This is a genomic window from Kitasatospora sp. NPDC058218, assembly GCF_042882445.1.
Taxonomy (GTDB): Bacteria; Actinomycetota; Actinomycetes; order Streptomycetales; family Streptomycetaceae; genus Kitasatospora.
This window is the reverse complement of the sequence record NZ_JBHVWC010000031.1, coordinates 60,459-82,480: the sequence shown is the minus strand read 5'-3', so window position 1 is coordinate 82,480 and position 22,022 is coordinate 60,459. Positions and strand designations below refer to the sequence as shown.

Here is a 22,022-nt window from a genome sequence, read left to right as displayed (position 1 = left end):
GACCCTGCGAGCCCGCTGCCCCGCTCACGCCCCCGAGAGCAGGTCCCGCAGCAGGGCCACCGTGTCGGCGTCGAGGTCCCGGCCGGTGCGGCGGCTCAGCGCGTCCAGCCGGTTGACGGCGCGCAGGAGCTGGTCCCGGGCGCCGGCGGAGGCGTAGGCGTAGAAGAGGTCGCGGTGCAGGAGTTCGACGTCCGGGGCGACCGCGAGGCCGCGGAAGACGGCGGCCTCGGCGCTGCGGTGGTCGCCGTACTGGAGGCGGCGGGCGGCGAGTTCGTGGGCGGTGTCGACGATCGCCGCGATCATGTCCTGCCGCTCCGCCTCGGCCCAGCCGTACGCGGCGGGCGGGGCCTCCGCGAACGGGGCTCCCCGGACCAGGGCGAGGGCGTGGGCGAGGGCGGCGTCCGCCGTGGCGCTGGTGCTGCGCATGCCGCGCCGGTAGAGGCCGCGGAACTCGTCCCAGTCACAGGTGACGGTCGGGGCGAAGGCGTAGCCGTCGGTGGTGTCGGTGGGCAGGAAGGCCCGCCCCTCGGCCGAGGTGCCGAACCAGGCGGCCAGATCGGCGAGTTTGTCGGGCAGCGGGCTCTTGGCGTCGGCGACGGTGGGGTGGGTGTCCAGGTGGGCCGCGCCGGGGTGGAGGTCGTGGTCGAGCGCGGCGTGGTCGGCGCCGGAACGCAGCGCCAGGTAGGCGGCGAGTTCGGTGAGCCGGGGCAGGGCGGCGGGTTCGAGCGTGCCGTTGGCACCGGCCACGTCCACCGGGCCGAGCAGCCGGATCCGGGGGGCGGTGCGGACGGCGTGCGCCTCCGGGGAGCGGAGGATCGCCAGCAGGTCGTCGCTGTCGCTGCGCACCGGGGTGGTGCGCGCCACCGGGGCGGCGGCCGGGCCGGGAGCGGGCTCCGGGGCCGGCTCGGGACGGCCCGGGACCCTCGGATCGGCGCCGGTGGATGCCGGGGCCGGGTCGTGCGTCGGCACCGGCTCCGGCACCGGCACCGGCGCGGGCTCCGCGTCCGGCTCCGGCTCCGGCTCCGGGGCCGCCGGGGGCAGCGGCTGGACGGGGAGGACCACCTGGGCCTCGACCGCGGCCGGCAGCCGGAGGTTCTGGGTGGTCTCGTCGGCGTCCCCCTCGGCGGAGTCCCCTTCGGAGCCTGCCTCGGCGGCGGCCGGGGCGGGCGTCGCCGAGGGCGGTCCCGCCGGGGGCACCGCCGGGGTGCTCGCCTGTCGGCCGAGGCCGTTGACGAGGTAGCGGGATCCCGGTCCACCGACGGCGCCGGGCGCGGCGGGCGCGGCCGGATCGGTGCCGGCGAACGGGCTGACACCGGTGCCGATCACCCGGGCGAGCAGGCGCGGACCGGCCGCCTCGGCGCCGTCGTCCGTGCCGCCGGCGCTGCCGCCGTCGAACCCGCCACCGTCGAAGCCGGTGCCGAGGGCGTTGTCGAAACCGCCCCCGAACGACGCCGCCGAGGCGCCCACCGCTGCCAGTACCGGTACGGGCGCCGGGAGTTCGGCCGGTTCGAGATCGATGCCGGGGCCGTCGAGGGTCCAGGCGGGGGCGGGGTGCTGGGTGCTGTCGTCGGCGGCCCGGAGCAGCTCGGACACCTGCTCGTACTGCCCGTCGGTCAGGCGCTGGAGCTCGACGGTGACGTGCAGGCCGGGAATGGTCGCCTGGCCGGTGGCGGGCAGCGTCCAGCGGGCGACCGGGCCGGTGCCGCGCTCGGGCGCACGGGTGACCACGGCGACGCAGGTCCGGGGGCGGGCGTCGAGCAGGCGGCCGAGTTCGGCCGGGATCTCGCCGCCGGGCTGCTGGGCGCAGAGCACGATCTCCGGGACCCATGACTCGTCGGCCAGGCCCCGGCTGCGGGCGTCCCGCGGGCTGGCGGCCTCGGCGGCGACCAGCGTGGCGCGGGCCTTGGCGGTGCGCGGACCGAGGGCGGTGAGCGCCGCCTCCAGGGTGGGGTGCCGGTGGACCCGCTCGGCGGCCGGCCCGCTGATCGGCAACTCCTCGGCGAGGTCGACCAGATGCAGGTGGAGGCGGTCGGCCAGCGGGCTGTGGGCCAGCTCGATGGCCAGGGTCCGCAGCACGTCCCGGGCGTCGTCCGGGTGGCCGGAGAGGTGGAGCAGCCGGACGGTCTCCAGGTCGGCGAGGACGACCGAGCCGTCCGGTGCGCTGCCGAGGGTGACCAGCGCCGGGTAGGGCGCAGCGGTCTTGCGGGACTGGGAGGGCGAGAGGAGCTCCCCGGCCTCGGCCGCGCACCACCAGACGTTGGCGGCGTGGGCGGCACGGAACGGGGCGATCGGGGTGGCCGGGCCGGAGAGGTGCAGTTCGACCGTGTGGCCGGGGGTGATCCGGGCCGCGACGATCGCGGGCAGGCGCTTGCCGTTGCGCACGGTGTTGCGGGCCATGGTGCGCAGGGCGCGGTCGAGCAGGTCGAGGCCGCGATCGTCCTGACGGACCTTCAGTTCGGCCTCGAACGCGGCGGCGGGGGCGGCCGGCAGCGCGATGCGGTGGCGCGGACGGCGGGCGCGCAGCTGGGTGCCGCGCTTGTGGGCGACGGTGCCGACCATCATGGCGGCGAGCAGCACCCCGACAGTGGAGGCGGTGAGGGCGACGGTGTAGTCGTCACTCCGGGCCTCTTCGGCGTGGGCGGCCGGGGCCGGGGCGTCGGTGGGCGCCGGGGTCGGCGCGGGCGCCGGAGCCTGCGTGGGAGGGGCCTGCGGGGCGGGTGCGGGCGCCTGATCGGCCGGAGCGGGAGCCGGGGCCGGGGCCGGCGCCGGAGCCGGCGCGGGCTCGGGCGCAGGAGCAGGCGCAGGCGCGGGAGCCGCGGCCCCCGGCAGCGTCAGCACCATCCCCGGCACCAGCTCGTCCGGATCGGTCAGCCGCTCCCCGTCCGGCGCCTGGGCGCCCTGGTTCGCCTCGAAGAGCTTCGGCCAGGCCTCGGCGTCCCCCAACTCCCTTTCGGCGATGGCCGACAGGCTGTCCCCGGCGGCCACCGTGACGGTGCCGTGCCCGGTCCCGGCGCTCCCGTCGGTGCCCGTCCGCGGCGCACCCGGTGCGCTCGGCACGGGCGCGGGTGCCGGACTGGGCGCGGTCTTGGCCTCGTCGACCTTGGCGTCACCCGGCATCAGCAGCTCCCAGCCGGGCTGGATGGGACGTTCGGCGTCGAAGCTCAGTCCCGAATCACCCATCGCCCGGCCGTCGTTGAGCTTGGCGATCTCCACCCACCGCTCCCCCGAGCCCAGTTGGCGCTCGGCGATGGACCAGAGGCTGTCGGCCGGCCGGCTGTCCCGGACGGTGTAGGTGGGCTGCTGGTCGGCGGCGGGCGCGAGCGCCGGCGCGGCCTGGGCCGCGGGCAGCGCGGCCCGCTGCACGCCGACGCCCGGCTGGGCCTGGGCGACGGCCGGGGCCCGGTCGGGTGCGGCGGCGAAGGCCGAACCGGCCACCGGCAGCAGGGCGATCACCGAGCCGACCAGGCCGGCCGCGACCCGCTGGCTCCAGCCGAAGGCCGGGATCCGCCGGGCGATCCGCCCGCGCAGCTGGGCCGGGATCTCCAGCAGTACCGAGAACGCGAAGCAGAGCCAGCCCAGCCAGCCGACCACGACCAGCAGCCAGAGGAAGAGCTGCCCGTCGTCGGGGCTGGTCAGCAGTTGCCCGACGCCGTCCGGCGCCACCTCGCCCATCGCGGCGACCGCCCCGGTGCCGTACAGCAGCAGCGCGGGTACACCGACCAGCAGCACGAGCAGGGTGATCAGCGCGGCGACGGCGGTGAGCAGGGCGCCGCCCCGGCCGCCGCGGCGCGGTGGCAGCGGGGCCGGCCGGCGGCGGGCTCCCGCCGAGGCGGGCACGCCCCGGGCCGGGCGTCCGGCGCGGGCTTGGTCCTTGGCACGTGGCGCGACCATCAGTCGGTCTCCGCTTTCTCGACTCCGTGGACGAGGGTGGCACTGCCCTTGCCCGTGACCTTCTGTTTGCCGAGCTCGCCCAACAGCGCCGGCTTGTACTCGGCCTGCACCGTGACGGTGACGGACGAACCGTCGTCCGAGAACGCCACGTCGTGGACGGCTAGGTGGTACAGGGCGAGGTAGCTGTTGGCAGCGTCCTTGACGTAGTCCTGCTTGATCTTGTAGCCCTCGCCCCGGAGCACGGCGGCCTCGTCGAGCTGCTGACCGCCCACCCGGGCCGCCTCCTGGGCGTAGCCGTCGGTGCGCTCGGCGACGCGCAACCGGCCGCCGGCGTCCACCACCAGGGCGATGATCAGCACCAGGAACGCCGCACAGATCGCCACGAAGATGGCGATCGCGCCGCGGTCCGACCGGTCCCGGCCGCGCCGGCCGGACCGCCGGCCCCCGGCCCACCGCCGGACGGCGTGGCCGCCCCACCGTTCCCCCCCGGGTCTGCGCACCGTCACGCCCCCTCCCGCACCTTCGTCTCCCTGGCGTCCCCACCGGGGACCGCTCCGCCTCGCCCTGCCGTCCCCCGGGAGCTCTCCGCTTGCGTCTCCCCCGCCCGGGCCGTCCCCAACCCCCGCCCGGAGCCCTCGTCGGCACCGGTCGTCCACCTCACCGGCATCTCCCGGCTCACCCGGCCCGGTACCGGTCGACCACCGAGACGAACCGGCCTTCGAGCCGCTTCGTCCCGGGCATGCCCGGTCCGGGCAGGAGGTCGCTCAGACCCACCTCGCACCAGACCGTCACCTCGACGGTCGCCAGCGTCGCCCCGTGGCTGGTCAGCTCGCCGTGCTTCACCGCGGTGTCGCTGTCGCGGCAGGTGACGCCCTGCTGCTTCAGGGTCTCGGCGGCGGTCTTCTTGACCAGCTCGTCCATCCCGTCCACGCTGCGCGCCAGCGAGGCCGTCCGGGCGGCCGAGCGGGCCGCCGCCTCCACCGTGCCGGCCGCGGTCTGCACCCGCCCGGCGGCGACGGCGACCAGGATCAGCGCGACGACGCCCGGGGCGACGATCGCCGCCTCGATCGCCACGCCGCCGGCGTCCCGACCGCGTGCCGACCGCCGACGCGCCAACCGGCCGCCCCACCCGGTGGGCCGGGCCGGACGTTCGGCCCGCCTCACGGCGCCGCCCGGGGCGGGACGAAGCGCTCGCGCGGCGCCTCGGCGTGCTGCGTGATGGTCGGCGGGGTGACCCCGGGGATCAGGACCGGCGGCGTGAGCTCCACCGTGACCCGGATCAGCACCGGAGAACTCCCGTCCGTCCGCACCCGGTAGCCGGGACCGCCCTGGCGTTGCAGGAAGTCCTCGGCCTGCCGCTTGGCCGCGGCGTCCTTCACCTCGTCGCTCTGGTTCCCCTGCACGCGACCGGCGTCCACGCCCTCACGGGCGGCGGTGAGCGCGAGCTGGCGGTTGTACCACCACATCGAGCCCTGGACGACGATCAGGACGAGCAGCAGGACGACCGGGAAGACGATGGCCAGGCTCAGGCTTATCGCTCCTCGGTCGCGGCGGCGACGGGGTCGGCGCATCACGGGGTCGCCGCACCGCCGGCCCCGCCGCCGGGCAGGTTCGGGTCCTGCTCGACCTTCTTCACGACCTTGTCCTTCAGCGCGTACAGCGCCACCGCGACGGCGCCGGCGACGAAGACCAGCGCGATGATGGCCAGGGCGAGTTCGATGCTGATCGCGCCCCGGTCGCCGCGCGCCCTGGCGGCCTTCAGCCGGCCGACCCGGAACTGGAAGAGCAGCAGGGCGAACTGGACGGGCAGCAGGGTGGGCCGGATCAGCCGGCCTGCCAGGGATTTGAGCTGGTCGGACATCGGAGGACTCCCGGGGGTTGGGTGTGGTGACAGGTGCTCACCGGCACGAGGGACGGTGTCAGGCGAGCATCTGGTGGAGCGCGGGGAAGACGATCAGGGCGGTCATCAGCAGGGTCAGGGCGGCCCCGGGCGCGACCATCCGCTCGCTGTCGGCGTTGGCCCGGGCGAGGTCCTCGGCGAGCAGCTCGCCCCGCAGGCCCTTGGCACGGGCGCGCAGGGTGTCGTAGACGGCGGCCCCGTCGGTGCCGGAGAGCCGCATGATGTCGGCGACGTCCTGCAGCGGGGTCAGGCCGAGCTCCGCGGCGAGCGCGTCCAGCCCCGCCCAGGGCGGCAGCCGGTCGGTCGCGGCGCGGTCCAGGGCGTCCCGGATCCGGCGGAAGACCGGGCCGCGGCCGACCGAGGCGGCGCGGCGCAGCGCCTCGGCGGGCCCGAGGTCGGCGGCCCGCTCCAGCGCGACCAGCTCCAGGTAGGCGGCGATGCCGTGCAGGTACTCCGTCCGCGCCTCCTTGGCCTCGCCGCGCACGATGGCGTCCGGGACGAACCAGAGCAGCCCTGCGAGCAGCGGCCCGACCACCAGCGGCAGCGCGAACGGCAGGCCCATGTCGAGCAGCACCGCCATCGCCCCCAGATAGGCCGGCAGCACCAGGCCGATCACGGCGAACAGCAGCTTGTGCGCCATGAACCGGGCCGGGGCCCGGCCGATCAGCGACAGCTCGCGCTGCGGGATGCGCACCCCGCGCAGCCCGATCGAGCTCTCGCCGATCCGGTCGTACCAGCGCGGCCGCTCGTCCGGGTCGGGCGCCCGGTCGGCGGGCGTGCGGTGCAGCCGGTCCAGGGCCTGGCCCAGGTCGGGCGGCGCGGGCCGGAGTTCGGAGATCAGCAGGGCGACGCCGCCGGCCGCGACCGCGCCGGCCAGCACGGACCAGGGGGAGATCATCGGACCTCCCCGGGGAGCCGCTGCTCGTCACCGGTGTCCTGCGGCTCGCCGTCGGCCGGGCCGGCGGTGCCGCCCCGGCGGCCGCCGCTGCGGCTGCGCCGGTCGGCCACCAGCAGGCGCGGCACCGGCGGGTGCGCGGCGAGCGCGCGCATCCAGGCGATGATCGCCACGAAGAGCGCGGCGACCACGGCGAGCACGATCTGGCCCAGCGCGGTGCTGTAGGGCCTGGTGTAGTCGGTGTTGAACGAGCCGATCACGACGACCAGCACGATGATGCCGACCAGCCAGCGGATGGTGGTGCGGTGCTTGGCCCGGTCGGCCTCGATCGTCCGGCGCTGGCGGACCTCCTCGCGGACCGAGTCCGCCATGTCCGCGAGCGCCCGGGCCAGGCCGGGACCGCTGTCCCCGGCGCGCAGCAGCAGTGCGGCGAGCACCTTGTCGGCGGTGGCGTCGGCGAGGCTGTCGGCGAAGGCGCGCAGTGCCTCCTCCGGCCGCCAGCGGGCCTGCAGCCGGGCGGCCAGCTCGCCGACCTCGTCCTCCAGGGCGGCCGGCGCCGTCCGGCGGCTGGTGACGATCGCCTGGTTGAGGCCGACGCCCAGCAGCAGCACGTCGGCGATGCGCTGGGTCCACTCGGAGAGCGCCTCCAGCCGTTCGATCCGGTGGGTGTCCGATCGGGTGGTGTCGAAGAGCCAGGGCAGTCCGAAGACGGCCAGCGGGACCAGCAGCGCGGTGAGCGGGATGCCGGTGAACAGCCAGCCCAGCGGCGCGGCGATCAGCGCGACCGGCAGCTGGATCCGGCGCAGCCGCACCATCCGGGCGGAGGCGGCGCCGGGCGCGCCGTACCAGAACTCCTGGCCGCGGGCGGCCAGCGGGCCGAGCCCGGACCGGCCGTCCTCCGCCGGGTCGCCGGTCTCCTCGCTGCCGCGGGCCCAGGCCAGCAAGGTCACCAGGCCGGCCGTGACCAGCAGGCCGCAGAGGACGAAGAGCAGCGTCATCGCGCCCCACCGCCGATCCGCAGCTGCAGCGGCTGGCCCCAGCTCCCGTACCGCGAGCCGAGCAGCGCGGCGTCGAAACCGGCCCGGCGCAGGTCGTCCAGGCAGTTCGGCGGGGTGTGCGGGACGGCGCGCGGCTCGCCGAGCTCGGGGCGCGGACCGAACACGGTGTTCAGCGCGGGCCGGCCGGTCTCCCCGAGGCCGGCGACCTCCAGGACGTGCGAGACGAAGCGGTGGCGCCGGCCGCCGACGGCCGTCTCGTCGACCATCGAGACGTGCACGATGAGGTCCACGGCGTTGGCGGTGAGCCGGTAGGCGAGCGTGTCGGTCATGTGCGAGCCGTACTCCAGGCAGAGTTCGGCGATCCGGTCGACCACCATGTGCGGGCCGCGGGCGTGCAGGGTGCACATCGAGCCGCCCTCGCCGTTGGTCATCACGCGCAGCATCGGGACGACCTCGCCGGAGCGGACCTCGCCGACGATGATCCGGGAGAGCGTCATCCGCAGTGCGGCGGGGATGAGGTCGCCGATGCTCAACTCGCCCGCCGGCCGGCCCTCGACGCGCTCGCCGTTGCCCTCCCGGGCCTCCATCGGGACGACCTGGCGCAGGTGGCCGAGGGTGTGCAGCCAGAGCTCGAACTCCGACTCCAGGGTGCCGATCCGCTCGTCCGGCGGGATCTCGGCGGCCATCGCGCGCAGCAGGCTGGTCTTGCCGACGCCCTGCGTACCGGTGATCATCACGTTCTTCCGGGCCCGGATCGCCGCGGCCAGGAAGGCGGCCAGGGTGGTGTCCAGGGTGCCGAGTTGGACCATCTCGGGCAGCGTCGCCGAGGCCACCCGGTGGCGGCGGATCGCCACGTACGGGCGCGGGGTCACCTCGGTGAGCGCCTGGAGGCGCATCCCGCCCTCCAGCCGGAGCGCGAGGGTGGGGCTGGAGGTGGAGAGGCTGCGCTCGCCGCCGCCGTGCTGGCGGGCGAGGTCCTGGAGCAGCTCGATCAGCTCGGCGTCGCTGTCGGCCACCGGCGGGACCTGGCGCAGGGGTTGGTGGACCCGGGAGATCCAGACGTCGTCGCAGCCGTTGATCAGGATGTTCTCGATGTCGGGGTCGTCCAGGTAGGGCTGGAGCCGCCCGGCCCGGAAGAGCAGGTCGAAGACGGCCTCGGCGAGCGCGCGGTCCTGCTCGCGGGTCGGCGGGATGCCGTGGGTCTGCGCGTACGCGTCGGACCAGCGGGCGACCGCCTCCTCGATCAGGGCCCGCCCGCGCTGGCGGCGGGTGGCGCGGTCCGGCTCGACGCCGGAGGTCGCGGTCAACCGGGCGATCTGCTGGTGCAGTTCGGCCGCCACCTGGCGCTTCAGCTCGCGCGCCACCTGCGGGTCGACGGCCGGGCGGGTGCCGGCGCCGCGCAGGTCGAGCGCGGGCAGCTGGGAGGGGACGGCGGTGGGGGTCGCGGCACCACCCTGGTACGCGCCCGGCGCGGCCGGCCCGACGGGGCTCACCGGCCCCGGCTGGGGCGCCTGGTGGGACGCCGGCTGCGGCGCCGTCCAGGGCAGTGCGGCCGGGTCGGCCGCCGGATGCTGGTGCAGGGGGCTACCGCGCACGGAGCACCTCCCCGTAGGCGACGTGGGAATCCTGACCGGCGGGCGGCTGCTGCGGCCCCTGGGCGTAGGGCGGCTGCGGCTGTCCGTAGGGCCCGGCCGGCCCCGGCTGGACCTGGCCGTACCGCGCCGGATCGCCGTACTGCGCCTGGCCGTACGGCGCTTGGCCGTACGGCTGCTCCGAGGCCCCGTACGGCGCTTGGCCGTACTGCTGCTCCGAGGCCCCGTACTGCGCCTGCCCGTACTGCTCGGACCCGCCGTACTGCGCCGATGCGTCGGACTGCGGCGACGGCGCCTGCTGCTGCGGCTGGACGTGCGCCGGGAACGGCGCGGGCGCGGCCGGCTGCGGTGCCAGGCCCGCCAGCGGGGCCACCGGACCGGTGGTGATCACCGGAGCCTGCGGCACCGCCCCGTACGGCTGGGGCGCCGGCGCGTACCCGAGTGCCTGCCCCTCCCCCTCCGGAGCGGGCCCCGGCCCGACCTGGGCGGGCGCCGCCGAGGGCGCCAGCCGCTGCCGGCGGCGGCGCACCAGCGCCTGCACCTCGTCCGCCGCCGACCGGGCGGTCCGCATCAACTCCGAACGGATGAACCGCCGGTCGGTGACGTCGCCGCCGTCCGAGAGCACCCGCGCGGTGCGGGCCGCGTACGGCAGCAGGCCGAGCACCGGCAGCCCGTACTCGCGCGCGACCTCCGCGCCCGAGTACGGGCCCTCGGTGACCAGCAGCAGCCCGAGCGCGTCGGCCCCGGTGCCGGCGGCGGTGAGGTCCTCGGCGAGCGCGGACAGCCGCGGCCGGGCCGCGCTCAGCCCGCGCAGGGTGGTCCGCACGGTCATCGCCACCACGTCCGCCCGGCGGGCCAGGACGGCGCTGGTCCCGCCGGCGCCGGAGCGCCCGAGGTCCAGGATGACGTCGTAGCCCTGCGGTTCGAGCCCGTGCAGCACCTCCATCAGCGGCTCCCAGGTGTAGGCGAGCCCGGGCGCCTGGGTCGGGTCGGTCAGGCCCGGCAGCAGCAGCCGCTCGGCGTTCCCTTCGGGCGAGAGGTCGATCAGCTGCTCCCAGAGCGTCTGGGCGAGCAGCCCGCGCCGGTCCGCGACCGCCAGGTTGCGCAGCCCGTAGACCGCTTCGACCCGGCCCTCCAGGGCGCCGGCCAGGACGGCGCCGCCGTCCGGGTCGCACTCCACCAGGACGATCCGGCGCCCGGGCGGAAGCGGCCAGGCCAGCAGCAGCGCCAGGGCCGTCGTGGTCGCGCCCGGCGCCCCGGGGCCGCCGACCACCGCGATCACCGCCATCTCAGCCCCCACCCGCCCCGGACGGCGCGGCGGAGCCCGTCGGCGTGGCGGGGGCGGTCGGCACCGCGGTGCCCGAGGGCGCCCCCGACGGGGCGGCCGTCCCGGTCGGCGCGGGTGCGCCGCCGGCCGCGGCGCGCGGCGCCAGCACCACCTGGATCCGCCCGCTCGCGACCCACGAGGCCAGCCGGGGGGCGTCGGCCGCGGCCACCGCCACGTCCACCACCTGGCTGCCGTCGGTGTCCACCCGGCCGACCGTGACGACGACCGCGGACAGCGAATCGGGCCGCCCGTTGTCGGGCGTGTAGACCACGACGATCGACACGCCGGGCTGCAGCCGGGCCGCCGGAAGCTGGGTGCGCTTGGCCGACACGCCCACCACCAGCTGACCCGGCTGGACGGCCAGGCTCAGGGCGAGGTCCGCGGACAGCAGCAGCGCGCCGCGCCTGAGGTCGGTGGTGGCCCGCTTCCCGACCGCGTCCCTGCGCTCCCCGGCCGCCAGCGGCTTCAGCGCCGGGTCGGTGGCGATCCGGGCCACCACCAGGTCGGCGTCGGTCACCACCTGTCCGAACGGCACGTCACGGGCCAGCGCCAGCACGGCGACCCGCTGGCCGGTGCTGTTGTAGAGCACCGCGCCGCCCAGCCCGCCGGCGGCTATCAGGGCCACCGCCATCGCCAACACGGCCGGCCGCCGGCGTCGTGCCCGCAGGTTCCGCCCGGGGGCGTGCGGCGCCCCGCGCCCCTGCTCCGGCACCGCCACGGACACCGCCGCGGCCCCGGCCGTGCCGGACCCAGGCGTCGCAAATGTACGGTTCTCCACCGGGTTCCGGCCTTTCCCACGTCGTTCGGACACGTTCTGCGTTCACGTCACTGCGTTCGCGTTGCCGCGTTCACGGGTGCGCGGCGGGAGGGTGTTCCCGCCGCCCGCCCGTCAGTTGAGGACCTGCACCTCGCCCACCTTGAGCTCCAGCGGAGCGAAGGTGAGCGGGACCTTGATCGGATCGACCTTCTGGGTGCTGCCGGTGACGGTCACCACGCCCACCCAGTTGGCCTTGACGCTCCCCACGAAGGTCCCGTCGGGCTTGCCGGCCGAGCCGGTCGTGAACTCGTGGCCGCAGGTGGGCGACTTGGCGGCGCCGTACTTCGCCTCGTAGGGCGTGCCGGCCGCGGCACCCTCCTTGTCGCAGGTCACCGGCCGACCGTCCCCGAGGTCCCACACCACCGACCGCAGGTGCGGGGTGACGGTGATCGTGATGCCGCCGCCGCTCACCGACTTCGGCGCCGGCGCCTTGGCGTTCTCCAGCCAGAGCCAGACCGGCACCCCGACCACGGCCGTGCCCTTGGGCGCGACACCCGGCTCGGGGAACGGCAGGACGATGCTGTCCATGATCTTGCGGGCCTCCGCCACCGGGTTGAGCGGCGGCGGCCCGGCGGGAGCCTGGGCGAAGAACTTCGGCGCGGCCGTGCCGATGGAGCCGTCGGTGAAGCGGCAGGTCTCGTTGTAGACCGTGCCCTCCGAGGGCTGGTGGCCGCCCCAGGCCGGGGAGCCCGCCTCGGGCTGCGGGCTCAGCTCGCGGTAGTAGCAGCCGGTCGAGCTGCTGAACCAGCCCAGCTCCGGGTCGTGGCAGGGCCACTCCTGCCCGTTCCAACTGCACAGCTGCGGACCGCCGGAGCTTCCGCCGCCCGTCCCGCCGCCGCCCGGGGACGGCGTGCCGCCGGGCGTGGTGTGCTCCTCGCAGATGACGTTCACCTGGCAGTGGGTGACGTCCCCGCCGATCGGTGGTTCGTCCGCCATCGCAGGCGCGGCCGGGGATAACAGCAATCCCGCGACCACCAGCACGCGGATCGCGAATCGCCGTACCGGATTCAGCATGTTCGGTCCACCTCCCGCTTGAACTCGTGGATCAGCCAACGCGCTTGGAACTGTCGCAGGGAAACGGTCGCGATGTACCGGGTGAACCGCCGCGGTGGATCCTTTACGGCGCGGGTGGTGGCATCGGCCTGGTGCCAGTCGGTGACGTCGAGGCAGTCCTCGATGACGGCGGTCTGCGGGTCCGCCTTCAGATCGACGGTCTTCACCACGGGTGAATTCCGCGGGCTGCCGATCATCACCAGTTTGGCGTCATGGAGCTGACGGAGATTGACGAGGGCGTCGCCCAGCGCCTTCCCCGAGGAGTAGGTCTCGAACGGGGAGCCGTCCGAGTCGGTCCGGCCGAACTCCGCCACCTGGGTCTGCCACCAGTCCTGATAGGTGCTCAGCACCAGGCGGCCGACGGCGCCCTCGGGCCCGTCGGTCGGCGCGATCCCGACGTTTGCGGAACCACCCGAAGGAGTTACCGGGTTCACTCCCGCAACAGTGGGCGCATCCGTCCCGAGATGATCGACGGAACCGGCGCCACCACCGCTCGCACAAGCGCTCAGAAGCATCGCCAAAACCAGCCCAGCGACCCCAACCGCCCCAGGGCGCAATACATTTCCGCGCCGCCGCATCGCCCCACCTCGTCGCGACCGACCCCATCCGTGGTCTGTGGTCGCCAGAAGAATTCCGCTGCCCCGCCCGTGTTGCCGCGAGAGCATCGATTCTTCGCCAACCCGCCCCTTCACGGCAACACCCCGGGCCACCTGACCTTACGCGGAAGGAGGATCCGTCGGGGCACTTTCGCGCCACAGGACGGCCAACAGTTCTTCGGAAAGCGACAATCCGGCCAATGCGCCCCGAACCGCGGCCCGATTGCGCATCAACAGGCGCCCGCCCTGCGGCGGTACGAGCAGGCGCGCGCCCGGCGCACCGGCCGGATCACCGCCGTCGAGCAGACCGGCGACGGCCGGCTGGAGGTCGAGCGGGGCGACGGCGGCCGGCGCCCCGGGCAGCCCCTGACCGAGCACGGTGGTCAGGGCCCGGCTGAACGACCCCTCGCCGCCCGGCAGTACGGCGTCCCGCCCGCGTCTGCCGGGGGTGTAGCGGCCGATCCGGCCCCAGAGCGGGACGCGCGGGTAGCTGAGCAGCTCGCCGGCGCCGTCCTCGCCGCCACCGCGTTCGAGCGCCGCCCAGGTGTCGCGGTCCACCACGGCGTCGACCAGCAGCAGCGCCTCCTCCTGGTCACCGTGGACCATCGCGCTGACCACCCAGTCCCAGGCGAGCCCGCGCCGGTAGGCGTTGTCGGCGGTACTGCCGCCGGTGACCAGGGCCAGCCGCCGGCCGCGCGGGTCCGCCACGAGCTGGCCGACCAGGCAGACCAGCAGCCACCGGCCCGGCCGCCCGGCCGCCTCCCGCACCGCCGTGAGCATGGTGTTGGCGTCCGCGCCCGGCTCCACCACGGCGACCCGGCAGCCGCCCGCGCCGGCGTCGAAGCACATGCCGGGCAGCACGTCGGCGAGCAGCCGGGCGCCGTCCGCCGCGTGCGCCGAACCGCCGAAGCCGCGGTCCGGCCCGCCGTCCGCCCCGATCACCACAAGGTCGACCCCACTGACCACCCGCACCGCCCCCTCCTCGCCGGCCCCGGCATCCCCGGAACCGCCCGCCGCGCCTGCGTACCGCCGCGCCCCTGCCCTGCCATGCACTGCCATGCCCTGCCGTGACCAGCCCGGCACCCCCCGGCCGTCCCGGAGCCGGCCGCGCGGGCCGCCCGTGCCGGCGGCACGTTCCACCGCGCCGCCCGACAAGCTACCGCCCCGGGCCCCGCCGACGGGGCTCCCGGCCCGGCCGCTCCGGGACCATGGGCCCTATCGGCCGCACACCGGCGGGGGGACGATCGGAGCCATGGAGCGTGACGAACGGGTGGAGACCCTGTGCGAGGCCGAGTGCCTGCGGCTGCTCAGCACCGTGCCCGTCGGACGCGTGGTGTACACCGAGCACGCACTGCCCGCCGTCCTGCCGGTCTCCTTCGACGTCGCGGCGGACGGGCGCCTGCTGCTGGCGGTGCGCCGGAGCAGCACCACCGCGCGCGGGCTGGACGGCACCGTCGTCGCCTTCCAGGCCGACCAGCTGGACCCGGTCACCCGGACCGGCTGGAGCGTCCTGGTGCACGGCCGGGCGGACGTGGTGCGCGAGCCCGAGCTGGTCCGCCGGGCGCTGCGCACCGGACTGCGCCCCTGGGTCGGCGATCCGGACCCGATGTTCGTCGCGCTGGTGCCCGAGCTGGTCGGCGGCCGCCGGCTGCTGCCCGGTGGCCGAGCCGTGCAGCGCTCCTGACCGCCGCGGGCGGCGGACCACCCCCTGGCAGGTGACCGGCCGGTAGGCATACTCTCCCCGAGTTCCCACCCCCGCCTGCCACCAGGAGCGCACCGTGACGACCTTCGCCTCCCTCGCCGACCTGACCGCCGCCGTCGGCACCGAGCTGGGCACCAGCCGGTGGCACACCGTCGAGCAGGAGCGGATCGACCTGTTCGCCGAGGCCACCGGCGACCACCAGTGGATCCATGTGGACCCGGAGCGGGCGAAGGAGAGCCGGTTCGGCTCGACCATCGCGCACGGCTACCTCACGCTGTCGATGATCCCGGTGCTGGCCAAGGAGTGTTACAGCGTCGAGGGCGTCCGGATGGCGCTGAACTACGGCTCGGAGAAGGTGCGCTTCCCGGCCCCGGTGCCGGTCGGCACGGCGCTGCGGGCCACCGCCGAGCTGGTCTCCGCGACCGAGGTGCCCGGCGGGGTCCAGGCGGTGGTCCGGTTCACCATCACCAGCGCGGCGGGCGAGAAGCCGCACTGCGTCGCGGAGACGATCACCCGCTTCTACGCCTGAGCCCGGCGGGGCCCGGCACCCCGGACCGCCTCCGGGCGCGCCGCGCGTGCCGTTCACCGGGCCCGGTCGGCCCGACGTACGCCGAACGGCACGCGTGGGGCCGTCCACCGGGTCCGGACAGCCCACTACGAGTAACCTCCGACGAGATGGTTGTCGTACCGCCTCGGTCTCGCCGCCGTGGGTACGCGCCCCGGCATGCCCGGTAGCCGTAGCCGTCCTTGGAGGTGCCGTGCCCCGCCCCGTCCCGTGGTTCTCCCGCATCGCCGGTCTGGCCTCGCAGTTCTCCACTCCCCCCGCGACCGGAACGACCCCGGGCCTGGCCGGACTGCCCCGCGCGGCCTGGCACCGGGTCCGGACGGACGCCTTCGGCGCCGACCCCCGGGGCGAGCGGCTGGCCCGGGTCCACCGCTCGCCGCAGTTCGCCGACGGCGCCTTCCGCAACCCGCTGCCGACCCGCCGGCTGGTCTACGAGCGCACCCCGCTGGAGATCACCCGCGCCCAGCTCGCCGCCGACAAGACCCGCCGGACGCCCACCGCCGCCGTGCCGCTGCACCGGCTGCTCCCGGTCGACCTGGCCCGGCCCGCCGCCTCCGGGCTGCGGCTGACCTGGCTCGGCCACGCCACCGTGCTGGCCGAGATCGGCGGCCGCCGGGTGCTCTTCGACCCGGTCTGGGGCGAGCGCTGCTCACCGTTCGGCTGGACCGGCCCCAAGCGGCTGCACCCGGTGCCGCTGCCGCTCGCCGAACTCGGCCCGGTGGACGTCGTGGTGGTCTCGCACGACCACTACGACCACCTGGAGATGGCCGCGGTCCGCGCGCTGACCGCCACCGGCGCGGTCTTCGCCGTCCCGCTCGGGGTCGGCGCGCACCTGGAGCACTGGGGCGTGCCCGCCGACCGGATCGTGGAGCTGGACTGGTGGGAGTCGGCCGAGGTCGCCGGCCTGACCCTGACCGCCACCCCGGCCCGGCACTACTGCAGCCGCGGTCCGCGCACCAGTTCGCTGTTCCTCTGGGCGTCCTGGGTGGTGTCCGGCGGCGGACACCGGCTCTTCCACAGCGGGGACACCGGCTACTTCCCCGGGTTCGCCGAGATCGGCCGTCGGCTCGGCCCCTTCGACGCGACGATGATGCAGGTCGGCGCGTACAGCGACTTCTGGCCCGAGGTGCACATGACGCCCGAGGAGGGCGTCCGGGCCCATCTCGACCTCGGTGGCGAGCTCCTGCTGCCGATCCACTGGTGCACCTTCAACCTGGCGCCGCACCCGTGGGAGGAGCCCGCCGAGCGGGTGGTGGCCGCGGCCCAGGCGCTCGGCGCCCGGCTGGCGGTGCCCCGCCCCGGCAAACCCTTCGAGCCGGTGGAGCCGCCCGCCCTGCGGCTCTGGTGGCGTGCCGTCGCGGCGCTGCCCCAGGGCGGCCGGGAGCTGCTCGTCCCGGACGGCCTGGCCCCGGCGGCCGGCGGCCCGGCCCCGGCGGGGAACGGCGCGGTCCGGCCCAAGGACGCCGCCGAGGACGACGGCGTCACCGTCTGAGCGGGCGGCGGGCGAAGCAGGAGGCGGCGTCAGCCCCCGGCCTCCTGCTTCGCCCGGCGGCGGATCATCCGCCAGGCGCCCTGCTGCACCAGCAGCGTCAGCACCCCCGCCAGCACGATCCCCAGCAGGTTCAGCAGCAACTGCACGCTGGAACCCCGGAACTGGTCCAGGTCGCCGTAGCCGAGCGCGACCGCCGCGTTGGCGGCCGCCGGCACGGTGGTCACCGAGATCGCCACGCCGACCAGCATCCCGGCCTTGGACGAGGTCAGCGAGAGCAGGCCGGCGACACCCGCGAGGAACGCCACCACGAAGGACGTCGCGTCCGGCTGCCAGATGAACGAGGTGTTCGGCCGCACACCGTCGAACCTCACCCGGCTGAACAGCCCGAACTCGTCCATCAGCAGGGAGAAGAGGACGGTCAGCGCCATCGCGACCGCGAATCCGGCCACCAGGGCGGTCAGTGACCGCAGCGCGGGTCGGGCCCGTCGCTGGACCAGCGCGACGCAGAGTCCGGCCAGCGGCCCGAACTCCGGCCCGACGGCCATCGCGCCGACCACCAGCACCGCGCTGTCGAGCACCGCGCCGCAGGCCGCCAGCATCGTGGCGACGGTGAGGAAGGCGAGGTAGACGGCGGTGAGGGTGGACTCCTCGTGGGTGATCTCGGAGACCGCCTCCCAGACCAGCGCGTCGGCCCCCTCCCCCGGCGCGAGCCGCTCGGCCTCGTCGGCGGCGGCCGAGAGGGTCAGCGCGACCTCCTCGGCGCTGATCGCCCCGCGTTCGGACAGCCCGGTCGCCCGCAGTGTCGCCAGCACCTCGTCGGCCGACTCCCGGGCCACGTCGCAGAGCACCACGTCCCCGGCGGGCCGGACGGCGGCATCCGGCAGCACCACCACATGGGTCACGCCGACGGAGTCGTCCAGGCCGCCGAGGACGGCGTCACGCAGGTCGGTGGGGACGATCAGGCGCAGATGCAGCACGGGCGCTCCGGGCGGGGGTTCGGTGGCGACGGGGACGGGCTCACCCTAGGCCCTGCCGCCCCGGTCACTCCGGCCCGTGCCCACCCCCGCGCCGCAGCCCGTCCCGACCCCGCCCCCGGGCCTCACCCGGCCAGGACGTCGCGCAGGGCTCGCGCCTCCTTCACCAGCCGGCTCGTGCCCGGCCTGGCCGCCGCCTCCCCCACCTCGGCGATCGGACCCCGGGCCGCGCAGCGGCGGGCGCAGTCCGCCGCCACCGCGACCAGATCGGCGGTGCCGCGGACCGGCGCGCCCGCCAGCACGGCCGGCAGCGCGGGCGCCAGGACCGACCAGACCGTGCCGTACGCGCCGGTGTCGGCGGCGACGGCCAGTGCCTGGGCGAGCCGGCTCGGCTTCACCGTGCCCTCGGCGACCAGCACGCCCAGCTCGCGGCCGAGCAGCGCGCCGTCGAGGTCCCCGCGGGCGGCGAGGACGAGCAGGGCGTCCACCGCGGCCGTGCGGTCCTCGGGGAAGCGGGCGCCCAGCCCGTAGGCCAGTGCCAGGTGCAGCGCCAACCCGGCCGGACCGCCGGCCTCGGCGAGGACGGGCAGCAGCCCGGCCGCGCCGCGCCGCTCGCGGTCGGCGGAGTCGGCGAACCAGTCCAGCCAGCGGGCGGCCAGCTCCTCCCGGTGGTGCGGCAGGACGGCGGCCCAGTGCGCGGTCGGCTGCCAGAGCCACTCGTTCTGCTGCCGGGCCCGCGCCACGCTCGGCTCGGTGCCCTCCAGCAGGGCCCGGAAGTCGGCGCCCAGTCGCTCGCCCGCCGGGCCCCGCGGACCGGCGCCGAGGCCCGGCTGGGCGACGCAGATCCGCTTCAGGTCCTCCCACCAGCGCTCCTGGTAGAGGGCACGGCTCCCGACGCCCCGGCCGGGCGCGAAGCGCACCCGCTCGGAGGGCCGGCCGGGCAGGCCGCCCTCGCGCAGCCAGCGGGCCGTCCAGCGCCCGGCCGGCGAGGTCAGCCGGTCGGCGGCGGCCAGGACGGCCTGGTCGGCGGTCACCGTGAGCCGCAGCAGGGCCGCGTGCAGATCGGCCTCCCCCGGCTCGACGCCCGCGGCCTGATAGCCGGCCAGCCGGTCGACCAGGGTGGCCGCCGCGAGCGCGCCGGTGGCGTCGGTGGGGGTGGCGAGCAGCAGCGGCGGCCGGTCGGCCGTGACCCGCTCGGCCGCCTCGGTCAGCCGGGCGGCGAACACGTTGCCGTACCGCGTGTTGTGCTCGCCGCGCAGCGGGGACCGGCCCTTGGTCCGGAAGACGGTGCCCCGCTGGTGCGGGTCGACCTGGCCGGCGATCGCGGCCGCGACGTACAGGACGTCCCCCGGACCGCAGTCGCGCCACCGGCCGACGCCGTTCCACGGGTGCACCCGCAGCACCGGCGCCAGTGCCTCGGCGAGCGCCGCGCGGTCGAGACGGGCGTGCCGGACGAGGCCGTCCAGGGTGCGTTCGAAGACCGCGACCCCGGGCCGCTCGGCGGCCAGCAGCGCGGACAGCTCCTCGGCGACCTCGGCCGGCGTGGCGATCGGCTCCGCCAGCGGCCTCGGCGCCGGGGCCGGCGGGAGCAGCTCGCTCCACCCGGTGTCCGGGTCGTCGCCACCGACCGGCGCCCCCAACAGCTCGCCCGCGCGGGCGTGGTGGGCCGGGTTCAGCTCCTCGGCGGCGGACCGCAGCTCGGGCAGGACGGCCTCGCCGGCCGCCTTGAGGTGACGGGCCACCACGGTGAGGGCCCGCTCCTGGAGCGCGGTGTCGGGGTGACCGAAGGCCTCGGCGGCCGCCAGCACCACCGGTCCGGCGCGCTCGGGCGAGCGCCGGGCGGCCTTGTCCAGCCAGCCCAGTTGGGCCCTGACGAGCTTCTTCTCGGTCCGGAACAGCACCACCGCCGAGGCCTCCGCCAGGACCTCGGGGTCGATCGCCCCGGCGCCGTCCAGCTCGGCGAGCACCTGCTGGGCGTGGCCCGCGACGACCGAGAGCCCGTCCAGCAGCGCGACCAGGCCGCGGACCTGCTTCGCGTACTCGTCCGGGGTGGGCGCGAGCGCCACCATGACGGCGAGGAAGGCCCGCTGGTCGGCCGGCTTGCCGCCGCGCACCAGCCGGGCCAGGCACCGCTCGACCACCTCGGCGCGGTCCAGCACACCGTCCTCGGCCAGCCCGGCGATGGCGGCGGGCCAGGAGTCCCCGGGCCGGTCGGTGCGCCGCTGCTCGAACCGCCAGCCGATGTCGGCGAGCTCGAACACCCGGGGCAGCAGCACCGGGGTGAAGGCGTCCCCGCGCAGGCACTCCAGCAGCGTCCTGGCCCAGCCCCGGCGGCCGTCGCCGGCCGCGAGCTGGTCCAACCACTCGGTGGTGAAGGCGTCGGTGGCCGGCACCGGGCAGCCCGTCCGCCGGACCACCCGCTCGATCAGCGGGTAGAGCTCCCAGCTCCAGCCCGAGCCGCGGCGCTCCGCCAGCCGGGTGACCACCTCGATCTGCCAGTCGACCGGCTGGGCCCCGACGACCTCGCCGAGCGCGGGGTGGCGGGCCCAGGAGCGGCCGGTGAAGTCCCGCCCGCCGATCCAGGTGGCGGCGCCGGCCGGGCCGGCGTGACAGCCCGCCCCGGCCACCAGCAGCGCCCCGGCCCGGGCGTTGGCCGCCTTCGACCACTCGCCCCGGACCTGCTTGCGCAGCTCCTTGAGCTCCGGCAGGCAGGCCCGCCGCTCGGCCGGACCGAGCGCCGCGACCAGCGCCGGCACCTGCGGCGTCCGCCCCTCGCGCACCGCCTGCAGCAGCTCCTCGACGCCGCTCACGCGCTCGCCCCCGGTCCGCCCAGGGCCCGCTCCCGGACGACGGCGACGGCCAGCGCGTGCTTGCACGGCCCCCGCCCGCCCCGGTACTTGGCCCACCAGAGACAGGTGCAGCTGACCCGGCCCGCCTCGTCGGTGCGCACCCGCTGGAGGTGGTCGTCCACCGTGACCTCGGCGAGCGCACCGCCCGCCGCCAGCCGTACCGCACCGGCCGCGACCAGCGCGTGCGCGGCCCGCAGCCGCGGGTTCCGCGCCTCGGCGCGGTCGGCGTCGTAGGGCAGCTGACGGTGGAAGTACGCGGCCTCGGCGGTGTCGTAGCCGATCTGCCCGGCGGTGCCGAGCCTGGTGAGCGCGGCCCGGACGCGGGCCGGGGTGAGCCCGGACTGCTCGGCCAGCTCCGCGACGTCGATCCGCGGCTCCCAGGCCAGCAGCACCGCGACCAGCTCGGCGTCCTGCTCGGCGGCGCCGGTGGCCAGCGCGCCGAGGACCCCGCCCTCACCGGAGAAGCCCCGGGAGGCGTCGGGCGACAGGGTGAGCGTCAGGCGCATGCCGGGCAGCACCACCTCCCAGGCCGAGGCCGCCGGGCCGTCGCCCGCGACCGGGCCGTACACGCGCAGGGCCAGCGCGTGCCGCAGCACCCGCTGGAGTGCCGCCAGTCGCTCCGGGCCGGGCAGGCAGACCGCGCCGGGGACGGGGCGGGTGGTCGGGCGCAGCGTCCGGCCGGCCGGGACGACCCAGCCGGCGGCGGCCCGGGCCCGGCCGCCGCCGCGCGGCAGCGAGCGCAGGAAGCGGACCGCCTCGGCGGCGGGCAGTTCGGCGCGCAGGTCGAAGGCGGCGGCCGTCACCTGGGTCTCGGCGAAGCCGCGCACCCAGCGCTCGGGCAGCGGGACCTTCTTCTCGACGACCGGCCCGTCGAGGACGGTGACCTCCAGCGCGTCGGGCCCGACGGCGAGGTGCAGCGGCTCGGCCGGCCCGATCCGGGTGAGCGCCTCCCGCAGCGGGTTGTTGACGTCGACGTTGGTGGTGCCGTGGCCGATGTCGTCGCCGTCGAGTCCGTCCCGGAGCACGTCGAGCCGGGCGTAGACGCCGCAGCAGCCGGAGAAGGACTCGAAGCGCAGCCGGTCCCCGTTGGCGGTGACCACCGGGTCGAGCGAGGCGCGCAGCTGCGGCTGGTAGTAGCGGGCGGCGGCGACGTCGGCGACCGCGAGCAGCGCGGCGGCGGCCGGGGCCGGGTCGGTCAGGAAACCCGCGAAGAAGCGCGGGTTGGCGACCGCCCCGAGCGGCGTGGTGCCGCCGGAGGTCTCCAGGGCGAGGCGCGGGCCGTCGGCCCCGTCGAGAACGGCGGACGGGCGCAGATAGGCGTACGCGTGTGCGGCTTGCGTCATGCGGAGCACGCTAGGAGGGGCTACTGAC

General features: G+C 76.4%; 19 protein-coding genes. 3 read left to right on the top strand and 16 right to left on the bottom strand.

Annotated features, from left to right (window positions below; translation table 11 throughout):
• Window positions 1-24 precede the first annotated feature (24 nt).
• From ACFVYI_RS20950 to ACFVYI_RS20890, 13 genes are all read right to left on the bottom strand, one after another.
• Window positions 25-3,891: a LysM peptidoglycan-binding domain-containing protein gene (locus ACFVYI_RS20950; RefSeq protein WP_387887655.1), complete on the bottom strand. Its 3,867-nt coding sequence runs from the start codon at window positions 3,889-3,891 to the stop codon at window positions 25-27.
• Entirely contained in the window at window positions 3,891-4,397 is a 507-nt protein-coding gene (locus ACFVYI_RS20945; protein ID WP_387887652.1) for a hypothetical protein, read from the bottom strand. The genes ACFVYI_RS20950 and ACFVYI_RS20945 overlap by 1 nt, the downstream gene beginning before the upstream one ends.
• Window positions 4,398-4,566: 169 nt before the next feature.
• A complete protein-coding gene (locus ACFVYI_RS20940; protein WP_387887649.1) occupies window positions 4,567-4,965 on the bottom strand; it encodes a TadE/TadG family type IV pilus assembly protein in 399 nt (132 codons plus the stop codon).
• Window positions 4,966-5,051: 86 nt separating this feature from the next.
• Entirely contained in the window at window positions 5,052-5,462 is a 411-nt protein-coding gene (locus ACFVYI_RS20935; protein WP_387887647.1) for a TadE/TadG family type IV pilus assembly protein, read from the bottom strand.
• Complete coding sequence (locus ACFVYI_RS20930) at window positions 5,462-5,752, bottom strand: hypothetical protein (protein WP_387887645.1); 291 nt, start codon at window positions 5,750-5,752, stop codon at window positions 5,462-5,464. Before ACFVYI_RS20930 ends, ACFVYI_RS20935 begins: the two co-directional genes overlap by 1 nt.
• 58 nt (window positions 5,753-5,810) lie before the next feature.
• Window positions 5,811-6,689, bottom strand: a complete 879-nt coding sequence (locus tag ACFVYI_RS20925) for a hypothetical protein (protein WP_387887644.1) — start codon at window positions 6,687-6,689, stop codon at window positions 5,811-5,813.
• On the bottom strand, window positions 6,686-7,684 hold the full coding sequence (locus ACFVYI_RS20920) for a type II secretion system F family protein (protein WP_387887643.1): 999 nt from the start codon (window positions 7,682-7,684) through the stop codon (window positions 6,686-6,688). Before ACFVYI_RS20920 ends, ACFVYI_RS20925 begins: the two co-directional genes overlap by 4 nt.
• Window positions 7,681-9,279, bottom strand: coding sequence for an ATPase, T2SS/T4P/T4SS family (locus ACFVYI_RS20915; RefSeq protein WP_387887642.1), 1,599 nt, complete (start codon window positions 9,277-9,279; stop codon window positions 7,681-7,683). Before ACFVYI_RS20915 ends, ACFVYI_RS20920 begins: the two co-directional genes overlap by 4 nt.
• Window positions 9,269-10,564, bottom strand: coding sequence for a hypothetical protein (locus ACFVYI_RS20910; RefSeq protein WP_387887639.1), 1,296 nt, complete (start codon window positions 10,562-10,564; stop codon window positions 9,269-9,271). Before ACFVYI_RS20910 ends, ACFVYI_RS20915 begins: the two co-directional genes overlap by 11 nt.
• A gap of 1 nt (window position 10,565) precedes the next feature.
• The gene (locus ACFVYI_RS20905) at window positions 10,566-11,234 is read right to left on the bottom strand and encodes an SAF domain-containing protein (protein WP_387887637.1); all 669 of its coding nucleotides are present in this window, start codon (window positions 11,232-11,234) and stop codon (window positions 10,566-10,568) included.
• A gap of 258 nt (window positions 11,235-11,492) precedes the next feature.
• Entirely contained in the window at window positions 11,493-12,356 is an 864-nt protein-coding gene (locus tag ACFVYI_RS20900; protein ID WP_387887635.1) for a hypothetical protein, read from the bottom strand.
• A 71-nt stretch (window positions 12,357-12,427) separates the two neighbouring features.
• On the bottom strand, window positions 12,428-12,988 hold the full coding sequence (locus ACFVYI_RS20895; protein ID WP_387887633.1) for a hypothetical protein: 561 nt from the start codon (window positions 12,986-12,988) through the stop codon (window positions 12,428-12,430).
• A gap of 201 nt (window positions 12,989-13,189) precedes the next feature.
• Window positions 13,190-14,041 carry a hypothetical protein gene (locus tag ACFVYI_RS20890; RefSeq protein ID WP_387887630.1) on the bottom strand — a complete coding sequence of 284 codons (852 nt, stop codon included), beginning with the start codon at window positions 14,039-14,041 and terminating at the stop codon, window positions 13,190-13,192.
• Between the two features lie 280 nt (window positions 14,042-14,321).
• Here ACFVYI_RS20890 and ACFVYI_RS20885 point away from each other — a divergent pair, with 280 nt between their 5' ends.
• From ACFVYI_RS20885 to ACFVYI_RS20875, 3 genes are all read left to right on the top strand, one after another.
• Window positions 14,322-14,753: a pyridoxamine 5'-phosphate oxidase family protein gene (locus ACFVYI_RS20885; RefSeq protein WP_387887629.1), complete on the top strand. Its 432-nt coding sequence runs from the start codon at window positions 14,322-14,324 to the stop codon at window positions 14,751-14,753.
• Between the two features lie 94 nt (window positions 14,754-14,847).
• Window positions 14,848-15,300 carry a MaoC family dehydratase gene (locus ACFVYI_RS20880; protein ID WP_387887627.1) on the top strand — a complete coding sequence of 151 codons (453 nt, stop codon included), beginning with the start codon at window positions 14,848-14,850 and terminating at the stop codon, window positions 15,298-15,300.
• Window positions 15,301-15,616: 316 nt separating this feature from the next.
• Complete coding sequence (locus tag ACFVYI_RS20875; protein ID WP_387887685.1) at window positions 15,617-16,828, top strand: MBL fold metallo-hydrolase; 1,212 nt, start codon at window positions 15,617-15,619, stop codon at window positions 16,826-16,828.
• Window positions 16,829-16,857: 29 nt separating this feature from the next.
• On the opposite strand, the gene ACFVYI_RS20870 is transcribed toward ACFVYI_RS20875, so the two are convergent.
• The 3 genes from ACFVYI_RS20870 to ACFVYI_RS20860 all read right to left on the bottom strand — a co-directional run bounded on the left by ACFVYI_RS20870 (window position 16,858) and on the right by ACFVYI_RS20860 (window position 21,994).
• Entirely contained in the window at window positions 16,858-17,805 is a 948-nt protein-coding gene (locus ACFVYI_RS20870) for a DUF389 domain-containing protein (RefSeq protein ID WP_387887625.1), read from the bottom strand.
• Window positions 17,806-17,927: 122 nt separating this feature from the next.
• Window positions 17,928-20,612, bottom strand: coding sequence for a DUF6493 family protein (locus ACFVYI_RS20865; protein ID WP_387887623.1), 2,685 nt, complete (start codon window positions 20,610-20,612; stop codon window positions 17,928-17,930).
• Window positions 20,609-21,994, bottom strand: coding sequence for an SWIM zinc finger family protein (locus ACFVYI_RS20860; RefSeq protein ID WP_387887620.1), 1,386 nt, complete (start codon window positions 21,992-21,994; stop codon window positions 20,609-20,611). The genes ACFVYI_RS20865 and ACFVYI_RS20860 overlap by 4 nt, the downstream gene beginning before the upstream one ends.
• Window positions 21,995-22,022 lie beyond the last annotated feature (28 nt).

What these genes read in the sequence shown, in the direction of transcription:
- ACFVYI_RS20950 (WP_387887655.1), bottom strand. Translation starts at nt 3,891, where the DNA reads ATGGTCGCGCCACGTGCCAAGGACCAAGCCCGCGCCGGACGCCCGGCC.
- ACFVYI_RS20935 (WP_387887647.1), bottom strand. Translation starts at nt 5,462, where the DNA reads ATGCGCCGACCCCGTCGCCGCCGCGACCGAGGAGCGATAAGCCTGAGC.
- ACFVYI_RS20930 (WP_387887645.1), bottom strand. Translation starts at nt 5,752, where the DNA reads ATGTCCGACCAGCTCAAATCCCTGGCAGGCCGGCTGATCCGGCCCACC.
- ACFVYI_RS20925 (WP_387887644.1), bottom strand. Translation starts at nt 6,689, where the DNA reads ATGATCTCCCCCTGGTCCGTGCTGGCCGGCGCGGTCGCGGCCGGCGGC.
- ACFVYI_RS20920 (WP_387887643.1), bottom strand. Translation starts at nt 7,684, where the DNA reads ATGACGCTGCTCTTCGTCCTCTGCGGCCTGCTGGTCACGGCCGGCCTG.
- ACFVYI_RS20910 (WP_387887639.1), bottom strand. Translation starts at nt 10,564, where the DNA reads ATGGCGGTGATCGCGGTGGTCGGCGGCCCCGGGGCGCCGGGCGCGACC.
- ACFVYI_RS20905 (WP_387887637.1), bottom strand. Translation starts at nt 11,234, where the DNA reads ATGGCGGTGGCCCTGATAGCCGCCGGCGGGCTGGGCGGCGCGGTGCTC.
- ACFVYI_RS20900 (WP_387887635.1), bottom strand. Translation starts at nt 12,356, where the DNA reads ATGGCGGACGAACCACCGATCGGCGGGGACGTCACCCACTGCCAGGTG.
- ACFVYI_RS20895 (WP_387887633.1), bottom strand. Translation starts at nt 12,988, where the DNA reads ATGCTTCTGAGCGCTTGTGCGAGCGGTGGTGGCGCCGGTTCCGTCGAT.
- ACFVYI_RS20885 (WP_387887629.1), top strand. Translation starts at nt 14,322, where the DNA reads ATGGAGCGTGACGAACGGGTGGAGACCCTGTGCGAGGCCGAGTGCCTG.
- ACFVYI_RS20860 (WP_387887620.1), bottom strand. Translation starts at nt 21,994, where the DNA reads ATGACGCAAGCCGCACACGCGTACGCCTATCTGCGCCCGTCCGCCGTT.